We start from the raw sequence: 16,747 nt of genomic DNA on the forward strand, positions 1-16,747 counted from the left end.
GCCGTGGACGCGCTGCGCGGCGAACTGTGCGGCGCCGGGCTGCTGCGGCCGCCGGCGCGGCTGTGGACCGCCCGCCCGGGCCGGTCCTCCGGCGGCGCGGCCCGCCCGGGTCACGCCCCCGGCGGCGCGGCGCAGAAGAACCAGGCTCCCGCCGGGACCGCGCGCTCGGGCCCCACCCCCGGAGGGACCGGCGGGACCGGGCTCGTCGGGCTCGACGAGCGGGTGCGGCTCGCGGGCGGGTCGCTGGCGCACCGGGTCACCGGGGACGGCGGTTTCGTCCTGGAGGCCGTCCTGCCGCGAAGCGCCCCGGCGCCGCTGCCGGCCGCGCCGCGATCCGCGCGGGAGCTGGACCGGGCCCGCCGCGAGGTCCGCAAGGGCCTCGCGCGGGCGATCTGGATCCCGCTCGCGCTCCTCGCCGGTCTCGGCCTGCTGATGGTGGGCGTCGCCCTGTGGACGCAGGCCCGGTCGTACCTGGAACCGGAGGACTACGCCCGGATGCGGGTGGGGCAGTCGCCCGCGGAGATCGCCGAGCTCTCCGACGGGCTGCCCGACCGTCCGCTGGACGGCCGGCCGCAGCGCGCCCCGGCGGAGCCGCCCGGCATGGACGAGTGCCGGTACTACCGGTCCACGATGCTGGCCGCGATCCCGGTGTACCGGCTGTGCTTCGTCGACGGGCACCTCGCCGACAAGGCGAAGGTCCCGTAAGGGCTCCGGCTACCTCAGGAGCACCCCCGCCCCCTCCCCCGTCGTCTCCGACGGCAGCGCCGCGAGGCCGAGTTCGGCCGGCCGGGCGAGCAGCGGATGGGCGGGCAGGACGCGGACCGTGCAGCCGAAGGAGCCCGTCCGGTCGAGCTCCAGGGTGCCCTCGTAGGGCAGCCGTCCCTCCAGGTCGGGGCCGCCCGCCGGCTTGAGGGTGACGGTCCGGGTGGCGGCGAGGGTGTCGTCGGCGTCGACGCGGCCGGTGACGGCCTGGACCTCGACGTCGTCGGGGCCGAGCGTGCCGAGCGCCACCCGGACCCGGACGACGGGCGTGGCGCCCAGCTCCGCGTCGGTGAGGTCGTCCGCGAGGCCGTCGCCGACCTCGACGTGGTCGACGGCCACCCTGGGCCAGGCCTCCCGGACCCGGGCCTTCCAGGCGGCGAGGTCCCGCGCCCGGGCCGGGGTGAGGGCCCGGCGGGCGCCGGCGGCGGGCACGTACAGCTTCTCGACGTACTCGCGGACCATCCGGTCGGCGAGGACCTTCGGGCCGAGGTCGGCGAGGGTGCGCCGGACCATGGCCGTCCAGGCGGCCGGCACCCCGTCGGGGCCCCGGTCGTAGAAGCGGGGGGCGACCCGGCGCTCGATCAGCTCGTAGAGGGCGGCGGCCTCCAGGTCGTCGCGGCGGTCCTCGTCGGCGGCGGCCGCGCCGTCGGCGGTGGGGATGGCCCAGCCGAACTCGGGCCGGAACCACTCGTCCCACCAGCCGTCGAGGACGGAGAGGTTGAGGCAGCCGTTGAGGGCGGCCTTCATGCCGCTGGTGCCGCAGGCCTCCAGGGGGCGCAGCGGGTTGTTGAGCCAGACGTCGCAGCCGGGGTAGAGGCCGCGGGCCATCTCCATGCCGTAGTCGGGCAGGAAGACGATCCGGTGCCGGACGCGGGGGTCGTCGGCGAAGCGGACGAGTTCCTGCACGAGCCGCTTCCCGCCGTCGTCGGCGGGGTGGGCCTTGCCGGCGACGACGAGCTGCACGGGCCGCTCGGGGTGGAGGAGGAGGGCCCGCAGCCGGTCCTTGTCCCGGAGCATCAGGGTGAGCCGCTTGTACGAGGGGACGCGGCGGGCGAAGCCGATGGTGAGGACGTCGGGGTCGAGGACGGACTCGGTCCAGCCGAGTTCGGCGGCGGCCGCGCCGCGCTGCCGCCAGGAGGCCCGCAACCGTTCCCGCACGTCGGCCACGAGCCGTTCGCGGAGGGTGCGGCGCAGCTCCCACAGCTCGCGGTCGCTCGCGTCCGGGTCGAGCCGGGCCACTTCGGGGGCGACCCAGGTGGGGGCGTGGACGCCGTTGGTGATGGAGGTGATCGGCACCTCGTCGGCGTCGAAGCCCGGCCAGAGCCCGGCGAACATGGAGCGGCTGACGGCGCCGTGGAGGGTGGAGACGCCGTTGGCGCGCTGGGCGAGGCGCAGGCCCATGGCGGCCATGTTGAAGACGTCGGGTTCGCCGCCGAGCGGGGTCTCGTCGCCGAGGGCGAGGATCCGGCCGAGGTCGACGCCGGGGAGGGCGCCGTCGTCGCCGAGGTGGCGGGCGACGAGGGCCCGGTCGAAGCGGTCGATGCCGGCCGGGACGGGGGTGTGGGTGGTGAAGACGGTCCCGGCCCGGACGGTCTCCAGGGCGCTGTCGAAGTCGAGTCCCTCGCCCTGGAGTTCGCGGACGCGTTCGAGGCCGAGGAAGCCGGCGTGGCCCTCGTTGGTGTGGAAGACCTCGGGGGCGGGGTGGCCGGTGAGCCGGGTGTAGGTGCGGACGGCGCGGACGCCGCCGATGCCGAGGAGCATCTCCTGGAGGAGCCGGTGCTCGCTGCCGCCGCCGTACAGCCGGTCGGTGACGCTCCGTTCGCCGGGGGCGTTCTCCTCGACGTCGGAGTCGAGCATGAGGAGCGGGACGCGGCCGGCCCGGGCGATCCACAGGTGGGCGTGGAGGCTGCGGCCGCCGGGCAGGGCGAGGGTGATCCGGGCGGGGGTGCCGTCGGCCTCGCGGAGCAGGGTGACCGGCAGTTCGCCGGGGTCGAGGACGGGGTACTGCTCCTGCTGCCAGCCGTCCCGGCCGAGGGACTGCCGGAAGTAGCCGTGCCGGTAGAGCAGGCCGACGCCGATCAGCGGGACGCCGAGGTCGCTCGCGGACTTGAGGTGGTCGCCGGCGAGGATGCCGAGGCCGCCGGAGTACTGGGGCAGGGCGGCGGCGACGCCGAACTCGGGTGAGAAGTAGGCGACGGCGGCCGGGGCGTCGCCGGGCCGGCCCTGGTACCAGCGGGGGGCGTGCAGATAGTGGTCGAGGTCCTCGGCCGCGGCGCGCAGCCGGGCCAGGAAGTCCTGGTCGGCGGCGAGCGCGTCGAGTCGGGGCGCTTCGAGGGCGCCGAGGACCCGGACGGGGTCGGCGCCGGTCAGCCCCTCGGGGGCGAGGGAGTCGAAGAGCGCGCGGGTGGGCTCGTGCCAGGACCAGCGCAGGTTGTGCGCGAGGTCGGCGAGGGGTCGAAGGGTGTCGGGGAGGACGGGACGCACGGTGAATCGACGGATTGCCTTCACGTTGTCCACCTTCGCAGGCGAGTACGGAGCGGAGCGGGCGCACCACGCTGTGCGTCCGGCGTGCCGCTCCGACGGTAGGGCACGGCCGCCCCGGCGGGCCACGGGGCGTCAGGCGGTGGGCACCGCCGCGTCGTACGGGGAGCCCCGGTTGACGGTGGCCGGGTCGAAGGCGCCGGTGGCGGCGTACCGGCCGGCGATGGCGGCGAGTTCCTCGGCGGGGATGACCTGGTGGATGTCGGTGAAGCCGTGCGGGGCGCGGGCGTGGGCGAGGTCGATGACGACCTCGGGGCCGAGCCGCCGGTTGGCGTGCTGGAGGGCGGTCATGGCGGGGCGGCGTTCGCGCTCGTACGCGGCGAGGCCCTCGGCGGGGTCGTCGGGGTGCCGGGCGAGGGCGTGGGCGAGGGCGCGGGCGTCGACGATCGACTGGGTCGCGCCGTTGGAGCCGATGGGGTACATGGCGTGGGCGGCGTCGCCGATGAGGGTGGTGCGGCCGTGGGTCCACCGGTCGAGGGGGTCGCGGTCGACCATCGGGTACTCGTGCGCGGTGTCGGCGGCGCGCAGGACGGCGGGGACGCTGACGCCGTCGAACTCCCAGCCCTCGTAGTACGGGAGGAAGGTCTCGACGGGGACGGCGCGGTTCCAGTCGCCTCTCAGCCGCTCCTCGCCGGCGGCGGCCGGGGTGTCGGCGGGGCGGGCGAGCGCCCAGTTCACGAGGACCTCGCGGCCGGGTCCGGTGGGCCGGCCCATGGGGTAGACGACGGCCTTCTGCCGGTCGTCGCCCGCGATGAGCATGAAGGAGCCCACGGCCCGGGCGGGCATCCGGGACACGCCCCGCCACACGAGCATCCCGTTCCACGGGGGTCCGCCCTCGGCCGGGTTGAGGGCGGCGCGGACGGCGGAGCGGATGCCGTCGGCGCCGACGAGGACGTCCGGTTCGAGGGAGGCCCGGCCCCGGACGGGTCCTTCGCGGTGCTCCAGGCGCAGCCGGGGCCGCCCGCCCGGGAGCGGTTCGACGCCGGTCACCCTGACGCCCGTGACCAGGGCCGCGCTGCCGAGCCGGGCGCGGACGGCGCCGGCCAGGACCTGCTGGAGGTGGCCGCGGTGGACGGACAGCTGGGGCCAGCGGTAGCCGGCGCCGAGGCCGCGCGGTTCCCGGGATATCAGGCCGCCCGAGCGGTGGTAGTAGCGCAGCTCGCGGGTGCGCAGGGCGCCCGCCTCCAGGGCGTCGAGGAGGCCGAGCGCGTCGAGTTCGCGGACGGCGTTCGGCATCAGGTTGAGCCCGGCGCCGACGGGGCGGACGGCCGCGGCGGCCTCGACGACGGTGACCCGCTCGAATCCGGCGGCGTGCAGCGCGAGGGCGGCGGTGAGACCGGCGATGCCGCCACCGGCGATGACGATGTGGGGGCTGTGGCCCGGGTGGGCATCGGTGTGGGGGGACATGACGGGTGCTCCTTCGCGCGGTCAGGCGGCCGTGGGGGCGACGGGCGCCGCGGCGGGGCGGCGGCGCTCGGTCGCGCGGCGCACCATGGTCTCGTTCTCCCTGGTCAGGTCCAGGATCGAGCGCAGCAGCGCGACGGGGGCGCCGCCGCTGCCCTCCTCGTACAGGCGCACGTCGTCGCTGTACGCCTTGCGGGCGATGCCGAGGTGGCGGGCCCGGAAGGTCTTCAGGATCCGCAGGACGCGGCCGAGCGCCTCGGCCGAGGCGGTGAGCGTGGGCGGCAGCCGGTCGGCGCCCTCCCAGCTGACGGCCGCCGACAGCTTGCCGACGGCGGAGATCCCGCCGCGGTGCCGGGCGTGGAAGGCGCGCCAGGACGGCAGGGCGTACGGCAGGGACTCGGCGAGGAAGGCGTCGTAGGCGGTGTCGGAGCGGTCGCACTGCCACAGCGTCAGGTCGACCAGCCAGAGCGGGACCTGTGCGGCGGCCGGGCCCAGGTAGTCGTGGCCCGCGATCTCGACCTCCTCGAAGTAGGGGCGGAGGGTGAGCGCGAAGTACTCGGGCGGGACCTGCGCGACCGTGAGGTCGATGGAGTCCACCATCGCCCGCACGTGCCCGGCGATCCGGTGGAGGGCGGTGGCGAAGCCGGGGTCGTACGGTTCGAGGCGGGCGACCCGGGCGCAGTCGTCGAGGGCCGCGACGAGGCCGGGGAACACCATGCGTACGGCGTCCTGGAGGCGGGCCTCGGTGGGGTGGCCGGTGTAGGTGCGGCGGCGGGGGCCCTTGGGGTTCCAGGTCGTGTAGTGGTGGACGGTGTCGCGGGGCACCATGTCGGTGCGGCGGCCGAGGAGTTCCAGGACGGGCAGGGCCTCGGGGACCGCGTGCAGCGGCTGCACTCCGTGCCGTTTCAGGGAGCCGAGCAGGATGCCGAGGTCCCGCATGGCGGCGAGCGCGCCGCCGACGCTCCACTGCGCGGCCCGGTCGAGGTCGGGGACCAGGGCGCGCAGGGCGACGGTCAGGGCGGCGGTGTCGGCCCGCGCGTTCATCGTGGGCACCGCGGCGAGCAGGGCGTCGGCGCCCAGCGGGTCGGCGGCGCGTATGTCCTCGGTCGTGTGACGCGGGTCGCCGAGCAAGGGGGGCCTCCGTTCTTCGGGGCTCGGTGCGCCGGGGGGGGGCACGGTTCACCGGCCGGGTGGTCGTGGGGTGGGCATCGTGTCGTGGGGGGCGGGGTCAGTGCGGGTCGGGCATCCGGTCCTTCGGTGCCGTGGTCCGCGCCGGGAGGTGCGGGCGTACGGAGAGCAGGGCGGCCAGGGCGGCGAAGGCGGCGCCGGTGAGCAGGGCGGCGCGGAAGCCGGCGGTCTCGGCGGCGGCCCGGGCCGTGGTGCCGGCCTCGGTACGGGTGGTGGCGACGGCCACCAGGACGGCGAGGCCGAGGACGGAGCCGAACTGCTGGCTGGTGTTGACGAGTCCGGAGGCGAGTCCGGTCTCGGCGGGCGCGGCCTCGGCGGTGGCGGCCACGTTGGTGGTGACCATGACCAGCGGCAGGGCGGCGCCGAGGAGGAGGCTGGGGGCGAGGACGGTGCTCGCGAACGAGCCGTCGGGGGTGAGCGCCAGGGCCAGCCAGAGGGTTCCGGCGCACAGCAGGACGAAGCCGAGGGTCATGGTCCGGTGCAGGCCGGCGCGGAGGATGATCCGGCCGGTCTGCGGGGCGACCGCGACGACGACGAGGGACAGCGGCAGGAGTCCGAGGCCGCCGCCGAGGGGCGTGTGTCCGAGGACGTCCTGGAGGTAGAGGCTCACCAGGAAGAACATCGGGAACAGCGTGGTCTGGGCGAGCGCGGCGAGGACGTTGGCCCGTCGGAGCGCGGGCCGGGCGAGGACCGGGGGCGGGACGAGCGGGGCGGCGGCCCGGGTCTCGACGGCCGCGAAGACGAGCAGCAGCGCCAGGCCGGCCCCTCCGGTGCCGAGGGTGCGGGCGGTGAGCCAGCCGGTCTCGGAGCCGCCGACGAGGGCGTGGGCGACGAGACCGAGGCCGGCGGTGGCGGTGAGCGCCCCGGCGAGGTCGAAGCCGCCGGACGCCCGTCCGGTGCGCGGGTCGAGGACGGCGGCGGCGAGAAGAGCGAGGACGGCGGCGAGGAGCACGTTCAGCCAGAACGTGGCGCGCCAGCCGAGGGCGTCGGTGAGGACGCCGCCGAGGACCGTGCCGAGGACGCCGCCGAGGCCGCCCATGGCGGCGAAGGCGCCGAGGGCCTTGTGCCGGGCGGGGCCGTCGGGGAAGAGCAGGAGCAGCAGGGCGAAGGCGGCGGCCGCGGCGAGGGCGGCGCCGACGCCCTGGGCGGCGCGGGCCGCGACGAGGGCGTCGGCGCCGGGGGCGAGACCGCCGGCGGCGGAGGCGACGGCGAGCAGGCCGAGGCCGCCGAGGAAGACCCGCCGGTGGCCGAGGAGGTCGGCGACGCGTCCGCCGAGGAGGAGCAGTCCGCCGAAGGTGATGAGGTAGGCGTTGGCGACCCAGGAGAGGCCGGTGGAGCCGGAGCCGAGGTCCTCGCCGACGGAGGGCAGCGCGACGTTGACGATCGCGGTGTCCATGATCAGCAGCAGTTGGGTGGAGGCGAGCAGGGCGAGCGCTCCGCGCCGTGGGCCCGGTGGCGGCGGCGTCACCGGGTCGTCCCGAGGCCGTAGCTGTCGAGGCAGGCGCGGGCGAGGTTCTCGCACTCCTCCGCCGAGCCGGCCCAGGTCTGCATGGTGAGGTAGACGTGCGGGGCGCCGTGGTAGAAGCGCTCGTACTGCTCGTGGCGGCCGGCGAACTCCGAACCGAGGGCGTCCCAGGCGAGTTTGAGGAGTTTGACGCGGTCCTCGGCGGGGTGGCCGGGGGTGGAGAAGTAGCGGCGGACCAGCGGCCCGAGTTCGGGGTGGAGGAGGTCGCGGCCGCTCGCGGGGAGCTGGACGAGGGCGCCGCCGGCGAGGAGCTTGATCTCCTGGACGGCGCGCGGATAGAGCTCGCCGGCCATGATCCGCTGGGCGAAGGAGATCTCCTGTCCGGGGCGGACGCCGCCGCGCCCGCCGTCGACCTCCTCGTACGAGGCCTCGGCGGCGAGGACGAAGGCCTTGGCCTGGGCGGCCATGCCGAGGAGCCGGCCGAGGGCCTGGGTGACGGGCGGCAGTTTCTCGGTGCCGTGGGAGCGGGTGAGGAGGATCGCGAGGCCGGTGAGGAACTCCAGCTTGGTCCAGAAGCGGGTGGCGGACTGGTGGACGAGGTTCAGGTAGGCGGGGGTCCGCCACCAGATCGCGCCGGTGGTGGCCGGGTCCCGGTAGGTGAGCACCCTTTCCCAGGGCACGAAGACGTCCTCGCAGACGAGCATCGCGTCGTTCTCGTCGTACCGGGAGGAGAGGGGGTGGTCGAAGACGGACCGGGCGCGTTCCTCGTAGGAGGTGCGGGAGATCAGCTTGAGGCCGGGGGTGTCGAGCCGTACGGAGAAGGTGACGGCGTGCTCGGCGTCGTCGTCGGCGAGCGGTTCGATGGTGCCGACGAGGAGCTCGTCGGCGAAGACCGCGCCGGTGCCGATGGTCTTGGCGCCGCGGACGACGATCCCGCCGTCGCGTTCCCCGACGACCCGCAGGGTGAGGTCGTCCTCGCCGTGTCCCGGGGGCGGGTTGGTGAGGGTGAACGCGGTGTGCAGGTCGCCCTCGGCGAGCCGGCGGTGGAAGGCGAGGGCGTGGCCGGCGCCGTCGAAGGTCCCGCCGGTGAAGACGGCGGGCGCGGCGGCGAATCCGGCGGCGCCGGCAGCCATGTAGTCGGGGGTTCGGCCGAGGAAGCCGTAACTCGCCTCGGCGGTCGTGCGGAAGGCGCGGCGGCGGGCGACGAGGTCCTCGTACGAGCGGGGGACGGCCCCGGCCCGGCGCACCCCGCCCTGGACGAGGACGGGGCGGTGCACGGGGTCGTCGGCGAGGTCGAAGAGTCCGGCGAAGGAGGCCGCGGTGGCGCGGAAGGCGGGATGGGCGGTGACGTCCTTGACGCGCTCCCCGTCGAGCCAGATCTCGCGCCCGTCGCGCAGTCCCTCCAGATACTCCTGCCCGGACCTCGTCACCGGTGTATCGCCTCTCCTCGGCCGTCACTGTTCGTGCCGGTCCCGAGACTGTCCGGCGCGGCCCGCCCGGACAATGAGCGTCCGTCCAGGGGTCCTTAAGAACCGTCCAGGGGCTCCCGAAGATGTCAGGTCGGGCGGTCCGGAGGGCGCCGGCCGGTCCCGGCCGGGGCGGATCAGGCGGCCCTGACCTCTCCCGACCGGTACTCGCCGGGGGTCATCCCGAACCATTTGCGGAAGGCGAGGTGGAAGCCGACGGCGCTCCGGTAGCCGACCCGCTCGGGCACGGCGGACTGCGGGAGGGAGGTCTCGGTGAGGAGCCGGCCGGCCTCCTGCATGCGGCGGGCGGAGAGGTACCGGGCCGGGGACTCTCCGACGAGCTCGCGGAACGCGGCGGTGAACGCGGAGCGGGACATGCCGACCTCGCGGGCGAGGGAGTCGATGGTCCACGGCTCGGCGAACCGGGTCGCCATCATGACGACGGCCCTGCTGATCCCGGGGTGGCGGAGCAGCGGCAGCGAGGCCGGGTTGTCGGCGAGCTCGCGGAGCAGCGGGCGGAGCGCGAGGACGAGCGCCATCTCGAAGGCGCGCAGCGTGATGAGCCGGTCGCCGGGGCCGACGGGCCGGTCGGGGGCGGCGAGCAGCCGGAGGGTGTCGCGGAGCAGCGGTTCGCGGTCGACCTGGTGGCGGTCGAGGACGAGGGCCCAGGGCAGGGAGGTGTAGAGGCCGGTGGCGACGCCGGCGTCGTAGTGGAGCCCGGCGCACAGGAGGCGGCTCTCGGGTCCGCTGCCGCCGAGGACGATCTCGCCGGAGGTGCCGGGCTGTCGTTCGGGCAGGACGGCCTTGAGCGGGACGCCCTGGCGTTCGGGCCGGTCGGAGAGGCGGTGCGCGGCGCCGGTGGGGAAGACGACGAGGTCCCCGGCGTGGAGTTCGACGGGGGTCTCGTCGTCGGCGGTGATCCAGCAGTGGCCCTCGACGACGTAGTGGAGGACGGCGCAGCTGCGTTCGGCGTCCCCCTCGATGGCCCAGGGGGCGCGGACGTGCCAGCGGCTGTCGAAGACGCCGGTGAGCCGGAGGGGTCTGAGGAGTTCGCTCAGCAGGTCCTCGTGCTCGCCCTCGCGGGGAGGATCGAGGGGGTCGCGCTGGTCGTGACGGTCGGTTCCCACGGTTTCCATGGACGATCCTTCAACTTCCGCCCCGGTTTGTTAATTGAACGGACGAAGCCGCCGCGGCGAGCCTGGAGGGACGCCGACACGACAGCGATGACAGCCTATCGAAGGGCCTCAGACACACATGTCCAGTGAGATTCCGATGCGGGTGGCGGTCGTGGGCGCGACCGGCTTCCAGGGCGGCGCGGTGGCCCGCCTCCTCGCCGAGCGCCACCACCGGGTGCGGGGCCTGACCCGGCGCCCGGAGGCGGACCGGCCGCCGCTCCCCGGTGCCTCCTTCCTCGCCGGCGACCTGGGGGTCCCGGGCGACGTGCGGCGGCTCTTCGCGGGGACCACGCACGCGTTCGTCACGATGCCGCTGGTGTACGACGAGGAGCGGGTGGAGGCGTACGCGCGGAACATCGCGGAGGCCGCGCTCGCGGCGGGCACGGAGCGACTGGTGTTCAACGCCAACACCCGTCTCCCGCTGGGTCCGACGGGCGTCGCCGCCTTCGAGACGCGGCGGCTCGCGGAGCGGGTGCTGCGGGACAGCGGCGTGCCGCTGGTGGTGCTCCGGCCGCCGGTGTACCTGGACAACCTGTTCTCCCCGTGGAACGGGCCCGCCCTGGTCGACGAGGGCGTCCTCGCCTATCCGCTGCCGGAGTCCGCACGGACGGCGTGGCTGTCGCACCGGGGTCTCGCGGAGGCGGCGCTCGCGGCGCTCACCCGGGAGGACCTGGAGGGCCGGACCCTCGACATCGGCGGGGACCGCGCCCTGACGGGTCGGGAACTGGCGGCGGCCTTCGGGCGGGGGCTCGGCCGGGCGGTGCGGTACGAGGAACTGGATCCGGCCGTGTTCGAGCGGGGCCTGGCGCAGCTGCTCGGGCCGGCGACGGCGGCGGGGGTCGCGGGGATCTACCACTACATGGCGGGCGGCGCGGATCCGCTGCTGATGGCGGGCGACGACGGGGTGTCGTCGGAGGTCCTCGGCGTGCAACCGTCCCCGGTGGAGGAGTGGGTGGCCCGCCAACCCTGGCAGGTGTGGTCGTCGGACGCGGAGGAGCCGGACGCCGACCTGCGTCGCTGAGCCTCGCACTGGAACCCGGCCCCGCCTCCCCTTGGGCGGGGCCGCTTCGCGTGCGCCCGGCTCCAGCGCCCCGGAGGTGAACCGAGCCAAAAAAAAGGGGGCGGGGCTCGATTGTTGTCCGGGTCGCGTGCTTGCCGGAGTGGCTACGTCCGAGTAGTTAACAAAGCGCCGGATTGCCCACCCGACAACTGTGGGAAGGCTCCTCCGGTACCACCCCCGACCCCGTCTCCCCGAGCCTCCCGTTCATCCCAGTTCATCCCTGTGGACCCGCCATCCGAGTGAACGCGGACAGGAGCCGTCATGCCCGCAACCCGCCGGCCGTCGACGGAGCTAGAAAGAGCGCACCACCACCCGCACCCCCGTAACCCGTCAGGTGATGCTGTGAATCCGCTCATGGGACGCATTCCCGTACTGGACGTCCGCCCGCTGGTCGACTGCGGTCGGCGCCCCGCGAAGGCGGTGGCCGGAGAGACCTTCGAGGTGACGGCGACCGTCTTCCGCGAGGGCCACGACGCGGTCGCCGCCAATGTCGTGCTGCGCGGCCCGTCGGGCCGGCCCGGCCCCTGGACCCCGATGCGTGAACTGGCCCCGGGCACCGACCGGTGGGGTGCCGAGGTCACCCCGGACGCCGAGGGCCTGTGGACGTACACCGTGGAGGCCTGGAGCGATCCGGTGGCCACCTGGCGCCACACGGCGAGGATCAAGATCCCGGCCGGGATCGACTCCGAACTGGTCCTCGCCGAGGGGGCCGAGCTGCACGAGCGGGCCGCGAAGGGCGTCCCGAAGAAGGGCGGCGGCCGGGAGGCCGTGCTCGCGGCGGCGGACGTGCTGCGCGACGTGTCCCGCCCGGCGGCCGTGCGGCTCGCGGCGGCGCTCGCCCCGCAGGTGGTCGGCGCCCTGGACCGCCACCCGCTGCGCGAACTGCTCTCCGCCTCCCCCGCGTTGCCACTGCAGGTGGAGCGGGAGCGGGCCCTGTTCGGCTCCTGGTACGAGTTCTTCCCGCGCTCGGAGGGCGTGCGGAAGGTCAGGGGGCGGACGGTCCCGGGGAACTTCCGCACGGCGGCCGAGCGGCTCCCGGCGGTCGCGGCGATGGGCTTCGACGTGGTGTACCTGCCGCCGGTGCACCCGATCGGCGAGACCCACCGCAAGGGACCGAACAACTCCCTGTCGGCGGCGCCGAGCGACGTCGGCGTGCCGTGGGCGATCGGCTCGCCGGAGGGCGGGCACGACGCGCTCCACCCGGACCTGGGGACCTTCGAGGACTTCGACGCCTTCGTGGCGCGGGCCCGGGAGCTGCGCCTTGAGATCGCCCTGGACTTCGCGCTCCAGTGCTCCCCGGACCACCCGTGGGTGGAGAAGCACCCGGAGTGGTTCCACCACCGGCCGGACGGTTCGATCGCGTACGCGGAGAACCCGCCGAAGAAGTACCAGGACATCTACCCGATCGCGTTCGACAAGGACATGGACGGGATCGTCGCGGAGACGGTGCGGGTGCTGCGGTTCTGGATGGACCACGGCATCCGGATCTTCCGCGTGGACAACCCGCACACCAAGCCGGTGGTGTTCTGGGAGCGGGTGATCGGCGAGATCAACCGGGCGGACCCGGACGTGATCTTCCTGGCGGAGGCGTTCACCCGCCCGGCGATGATGCGGACGCTCGGCGCGATCGGTTTCCAGCAGTCGTACACGTACTTCACCTGGCGCAACACCAAGGAGGAGCTGACGGAGTACCTCACGGAGCTGTCCGGGGAGACGGCCGCGCAGATGCGGCCGAACCTCTTCGTGAACACCCCCGACATCCTGCACGCCTACCTCCAGGAGGGCGGCCGGCCCGCGTTCGAGGTGCGGGCGGTGCTCGCGGCGACGCTCTCGCCCTCCTGGGGCATGTACGCCGGGTACGAGCTGTGCGAGAACACCCCGGTGCGGGAGGGGAGCGAGGAGTACCTCGACTCGGAGAAGTACCAACTGAGGCCGAGGGACTGGGAGTCGGCGGAGCGGGCCGGGGCGACGATCACCCCGCTCATCACCGCCCTGAACCGGATCAGGCGCCGTTACCCGGCACTCCGCCGGCTGCGGAACCTGACCTTCCACGACGTCGACAACCCGCAGGTGATCGCGTACTCGAAGCGCTCGGGTTCGAACATCGTTCTGGTGGTCGTCAACCTCGACCCGCACCACACCCAGGAGGCTTCCGTCTCGTTGAACATGCCGGAACTCGGCCTCGACTGGCACGAGACCGTGCCGGTGCGCGACGAGCTCACCGGTGAGACCTATCACTGGGGCAGGACCAGCTACGTGCGCCTGGAACCGGGTGTCGCACCCGCGCACGTCCTCGTCCTGCGACCGTCCCCGCAGACCGGAGGGTCACCCACATCATGACGACTGTCAACGAGCCCGTCCCCGACACCTTCGAGGACACCCCCGCCAAGGACCGTGATCCCGACTGGTTCAAGCGGGCGGTGTTCTACGAGGTCCTCGTCCGCTCCTTCCAGGACAGCAACGGAGACGGCGTCGGCGACCTGAGGGGCATCACGGCCAGGCTGGACTACCTCCAGTGGCTGGGCGTGGACTGCCTCTGGCTGCCGCCGTTCTTCAAGTCCCCGCTGCGGGACGGGGGCTACGACGTCGCCGACTACACGTCGGTGCTCCCCGAGTTCGGCGACCTCGCCGACTTCGTGGAGTTCGTCGACGCGGCCCACCAGCGCGGCATGCGCGTGGTCATCGACTTCGTCATGAACCACACCAGCGACCAGCACCCGTGGTTCCAGGAGTCGCGGCGCGACCCGGACGGCCCGTACGGCGACTACTACGTCTGGGCGGACGACGACAAGCAGTACGCCGACGCCCGGATCATCTTCGTCGACACCGAGTCCTCCAACTGGACCTTCGACCCGGTCCGCAAGCAGTACTTCTGGCACCGCTTCTTCTCGCACCAGCCGGACCTCAACTACGAGAACCCGGCGGTGCAGGAGGAGATCCTCTCCGCGCTGAAGTTCTGGCTGGACCTGGGGATCGACGGCTTCCGGCTCGACGCGGTGCCGTACCTGTACCAGCAGGAGGGCACCAACTGCGAGAACCTCCCGGCCACCCACGCCTTCCTCAAGCGGGTCCGCAAGGAGATCGACGACCACTACCCGGACACGGTGCTGCTCGCCGAGGCCAACCAGTGGCCGGAGGACGTCGTCGACTACTTCGGCGACTTCCGCTCCGGCGGCGACGAGTGCCACATGGCCTTCCACTTCCCGGTCATGCCGAGGATCTTCATGGCCGTGCGGCGCGAGTCCCGCTACCCGGTCTCCGAGATCCTGGCGAAGACCCCGGAGATCCCCTCCGGCTGCCAGTGGGGCATCTTCCTGCGCAACCACGACGAGCTCACCCTCGAGATGGTCACGGACGAAGAGCGCGACTACATGTACGCCGAATACGCCAAGGACCCGCGCATGCGGGCCAACATCGGCATCCGGCGGCGGCTCGCCCCGCTCCTCGACAACGACCGCAACCAGATGGAGCTGTTCACCGCGCTGCTCTTCTCGCTGCCCGGCTCGCCGGTGCTCTACTACGGCGACGAGATCGGCATGGGCGACAACATCTGGCTCGGCGACCGGGACGGGGTGCGGACCCCGATGCAGTGGACCCCCGACCGGAACGCGGGGTTCTCCTCCTGCGACCCGGGGCGGCTCTACCTTCCGGCCATCATGGACCCGGTCCACGGCTACCAGGTGACCAACGTCGAGGCGGGCATGGCCTCGCCGTCCTCGCTCCTCCACTGGACGAAGCGGATGATCGAGATCCGGAAGCAGAACCGCGCCTTCGGGACGGGGACGTACACGGAACTCCCGGCGTCCAACCCGGCCGTGCTCGCCTTCCTGCGGGAGGACGGCGACGACCTGGTGCTGTGCGTGAACAACTTCTCGCGCTTCGCGCAGCCCACCGAGCTGGACCTGCGGCGCTTCGACGGCACGCACCCCGTGGAGCTGATCGGCGGGGTGAAGTTCCCGGCCATCGGACAGCTGCCGTACCTCCTGACCCTTGCGGGGCACGGCTTCTACTGGTTCCGTCTCAAGAAGGCCTGAGCGGAAGCCAGTTCCCGATCGACCCGGGTGGGGCGGTTTCCCCCGTCCCACCCTGGGCACTGTGAACGACACACGATTCAGGTCCATACGGGTTTACTCACCGGACCCGTACGGATCTTCCCTTTCCGACACGTCCCGCACATCCGGACAGTCACAGCCGCCATCCGGGACACTCTGCGCATTTGAACACCTATGAAAGCCACTTGCGCGCCCCGGGGAAAGGACGCGATGCCATGCCGGAGACCGCATCCACCACCCGGGCCCCGGACGCCCTCCTTCCGTCCCTCGCCCCCCTGCTCCACGAATGGCTGCCACGGCAGCGCTGGTTCGCGGGCAAGGGCCGCCGGGTCACCGGATTCACGCTGGACGCGGCCACCGAGCTGCTGCCCCTGGACGGCGCCGGGCCCGGACTCCTCCACCTCCTCGTACGGGTCGAACAGCCGGCGCGCCCGGCCGGGACGCCCGCCGACTGCTACCAACTGCTCCTGGGGGTACGGAGCCAGCTCCCGCCCCGCCTCGCCCCCGCCCTGATCGGGCGGATCCGGCAGGGGCCGCTCGCCGGACGGGCCGTCTACGAAGGGCTGCGCGACCCGCGGCTCGCCGGCCTCCTCTACGAGCGGCTGCGCACCCCGGGCCGCACGGGGCCCCTCCGTTTCCACGCCACCACGGCACTGCCGCCCGCCCTGGCGCCGCGCGTGCTGGACGCCGAGCAGTCCAACTCGTCCATTGTCTACGGCGATTCGTTCATCCTGAAGATCTTCCGGCGCGTCAGCCCCGGAGCCAATCCGGACCTGGAACTGCCGCTTGCCCTCGCCGGCGCCGGCTGCGCCCGGGTCCCGGCGCCCGTCGCCTGGTTCGAGTCGGGAGCCTCCACCCTCGGCGTCCTCCAGCCCTATCTGCGGGACTCCCGGGACGGCTGGCGGCTCGCCCTCGACGCGCTCGCCGCAGGGCGGGACTTCACCACCGAGGCGCGGGCCCTCGGCCGCGCGACGGCCGAGGTCCATCTGGCCCTCGCCAAGGCACTCCCCACCCGGCGCCTCGCCCGCTCGGAGACCGAGCAGCTGGCCGCCGCGATGGACCGCCGGCTGCACGCGGCGGCCCAGGCGGTACCGGCGCTGCTGCCGCACGTCCCGGGCCTGCGGGCCGTGTTCGCGGCGGCGAGCGGTGGGGGCGTGGTGCAGCGGATCCACGGCGACCTGCACCTCGGCCAGACCCTGCGCGGCTCCGACGGGAGCTGGGCCGTCATCGACTTCGAGGGCGAACCGGCGAAGCCGCTGGACGAGCGGCGCAGCCCCCAGCCCACCGTCCGCGACGTCGCCGGAATGCTCCGTTCCTTCGACTACGCGGCCCGCACGCACCGGCCCTGGAAACCGGACTGGGCGGCGCGGTGCCGGGCGGCGTACTGCACGGGCTACGCGGAGGCGGCGGGTGCGGATCCCCGGGCGGATCCGGCCCTCCTCCGTGCCTACGAGACGGACAAGGCGGTGTACGAGGTCGTGTACGAGGCCCGCCACCGGCCGGACTGGCTCCCGGTCCCCATGTCCGCGATCGAACGCCTCGCGGCACCGTGAACCCGCCGCACGGCCACGCCTCCCGCCCACCCCCACACGGGGCGCGCCCGCAGGGGGGGGTCGGCGGGGGCGTGGCCCTCG

10 protein-coding genes and 1 pseudogene are annotated in these 16,747 nt (G+C 73.9%); 5 read left to right on the forward strand and 6 right to left on the reverse strand.

All coding sequences use genetic code 11. The features are described from left to right. Positions 1-705 (forward strand): annotated as a pseudogene (locus ABZ318_RS18430) (two-component sensor histidine kinase); the annotation flags it as partial. A gap of 9 nt (positions 706-714) precedes the next feature. Here ABZ318_RS18430 and glgP read toward each other — a convergent pair. From glgP to ABZ318_RS18460, 6 genes are all read right to left on the reverse strand, one after another. Next, on the reverse strand, positions 715-3,270 hold the full coding sequence (gene glgP / locus ABZ318_RS18435) for an alpha-glucan family phosphorylase (RefSeq protein ID WP_356903510.1): 2,556 nt from the start codon (positions 3,268-3,270) through the stop codon (positions 715-717). 108 nt (positions 3,271-3,378) lie between these two features. Further along, positions 3,379-4,710, reverse strand: coding sequence for an FAD-dependent monooxygenase (locus ABZ318_RS18440; RefSeq protein WP_356903511.1), 1,332 nt, complete (start codon positions 4,708-4,710; stop codon positions 3,379-3,381). 21 nt (positions 4,711-4,731) lie between these two features. Then, the gene (locus tag ABZ318_RS18445) at positions 4,732-5,838 is read right to left on the reverse strand and encodes a monodechloroaminopyrrolnitrin synthase PrnB family protein (protein WP_356903512.1); all 1,107 of its coding nucleotides are present in this window, start codon (positions 5,836-5,838) and stop codon (positions 4,732-4,734) included. A gap of 97 nt (positions 5,839-5,935) precedes the next feature. Continuing rightward, positions 5,936-7,363, reverse strand: a complete 1,428-nt coding sequence (locus ABZ318_RS18450) for an MFS transporter (protein ID WP_356903513.1) — start codon at positions 7,361-7,363, stop codon at positions 5,936-5,938. Further along, positions 7,360-8,790, reverse strand: a complete 1,431-nt coding sequence (locus ABZ318_RS18455) for a 4-hydroxyphenylacetate 3-hydroxylase N-terminal domain-containing protein (RefSeq protein WP_356903514.1) — start codon at positions 8,788-8,790, stop codon at positions 7,360-7,362. Before ABZ318_RS18455 ends, ABZ318_RS18450 begins: the two co-directional genes overlap by 4 nt. 173 nt (positions 8,791-8,963) lie before the next feature. Next, positions 8,964-9,962: an AraC family transcriptional regulator gene (locus tag ABZ318_RS18460; protein ID WP_356903515.1), complete on the reverse strand. Its 999-nt coding sequence runs from the start codon at positions 9,960-9,962 to the stop codon at positions 8,964-8,966. Positions 9,963-10,080: 118 nt separating this feature from the next. On the opposite strand from ABZ318_RS18460, the gene ABZ318_RS18465 reads away from it, so the two are divergent. From ABZ318_RS18465 to ABZ318_RS18480, 4 genes are all read left to right on the forward strand, one after another. Then, the gene (locus tag ABZ318_RS18465; RefSeq protein ID WP_356903516.1) at positions 10,081-11,022 is read left to right on the forward strand and encodes an NmrA family NAD(P)-binding protein; all 942 of its coding nucleotides are present in this window, start codon (positions 10,081-10,083) and stop codon (positions 11,020-11,022) included. A gap of 393 nt (positions 11,023-11,415) precedes the next feature. Then, entirely contained in the window at positions 11,416-13,401 is a 1,986-nt protein-coding gene (locus tag ABZ318_RS18470; RefSeq protein WP_356903517.1) for an alpha-1,4-glucan--maltose-1-phosphate maltosyltransferase, read from the forward strand. After that, complete coding sequence (gene treS, locus ABZ318_RS18475; RefSeq protein WP_356903518.1) at positions 13,398-15,095, forward strand: maltose alpha-D-glucosyltransferase; 1,698 nt, start codon at positions 13,398-13,400, stop codon at positions 15,093-15,095. The genes ABZ318_RS18470 and treS overlap by 4 nt, the downstream gene beginning before the upstream one ends. Positions 15,096-15,328: 233 nt before the next feature. Beyond that, entirely contained in the window at positions 15,329-16,666 is a 1,338-nt protein-coding gene (locus ABZ318_RS18480; RefSeq protein ID WP_356903519.1) for a maltokinase, read from the forward strand. The last annotated feature ends 81 nt before the right edge of the window (positions 16,667-16,747 follow it).

Origin of the sequence: Streptomyces sp. NPDC006197, from assembly GCF_040613865.1 — a bacterium.
Lineage (GTDB): Bacteria > Actinomycetota > Actinomycetes > Streptomycetales > Streptomycetaceae > Streptomyces.

What these genes read in the sequence shown, in the direction of transcription:
- ABZ318_RS18465 (WP_356903516.1), top strand. Translation starts at nt 10,081, where the DNA reads ATGTCCAGTGAGATTCCGATGCGGGTGGCGGTCGTGGGCGCGACCGGC.
- treS (WP_356903518.1), top strand. Translation starts at nt 13,398, where the DNA reads ATGACGACTGTCAACGAGCCCGTCCCCGACACCTTCGAGGACACCCCC.
- ABZ318_RS18480 (WP_356903519.1), top strand. Translation starts at nt 15,329, where the DNA reads ATGCCGGAGACCGCATCCACCACCCGGGCCCCGGACGCCCTCCTTCCG.
- ABZ318_RS18470 (WP_356903517.1), top strand. Translation starts at nt 11,416, where the DNA reads ATGGGACGCATTCCCGTACTGGACGTCCGCCCGCTGGTCGACTGCGGT.
- ABZ318_RS18440 (WP_356903511.1), bottom strand. Translation starts at nt 4,710, where the DNA reads ATGTCCCCCCACACCGATGCCCACCCGGGCCACAGCCCCCACATCGTC.
- ABZ318_RS18460 (WP_356903515.1), bottom strand. Translation starts at nt 9,962, where the DNA reads ATGGAAACCGTGGGAACCGACCGTCACGACCAGCGCGACCCCCTCGAT.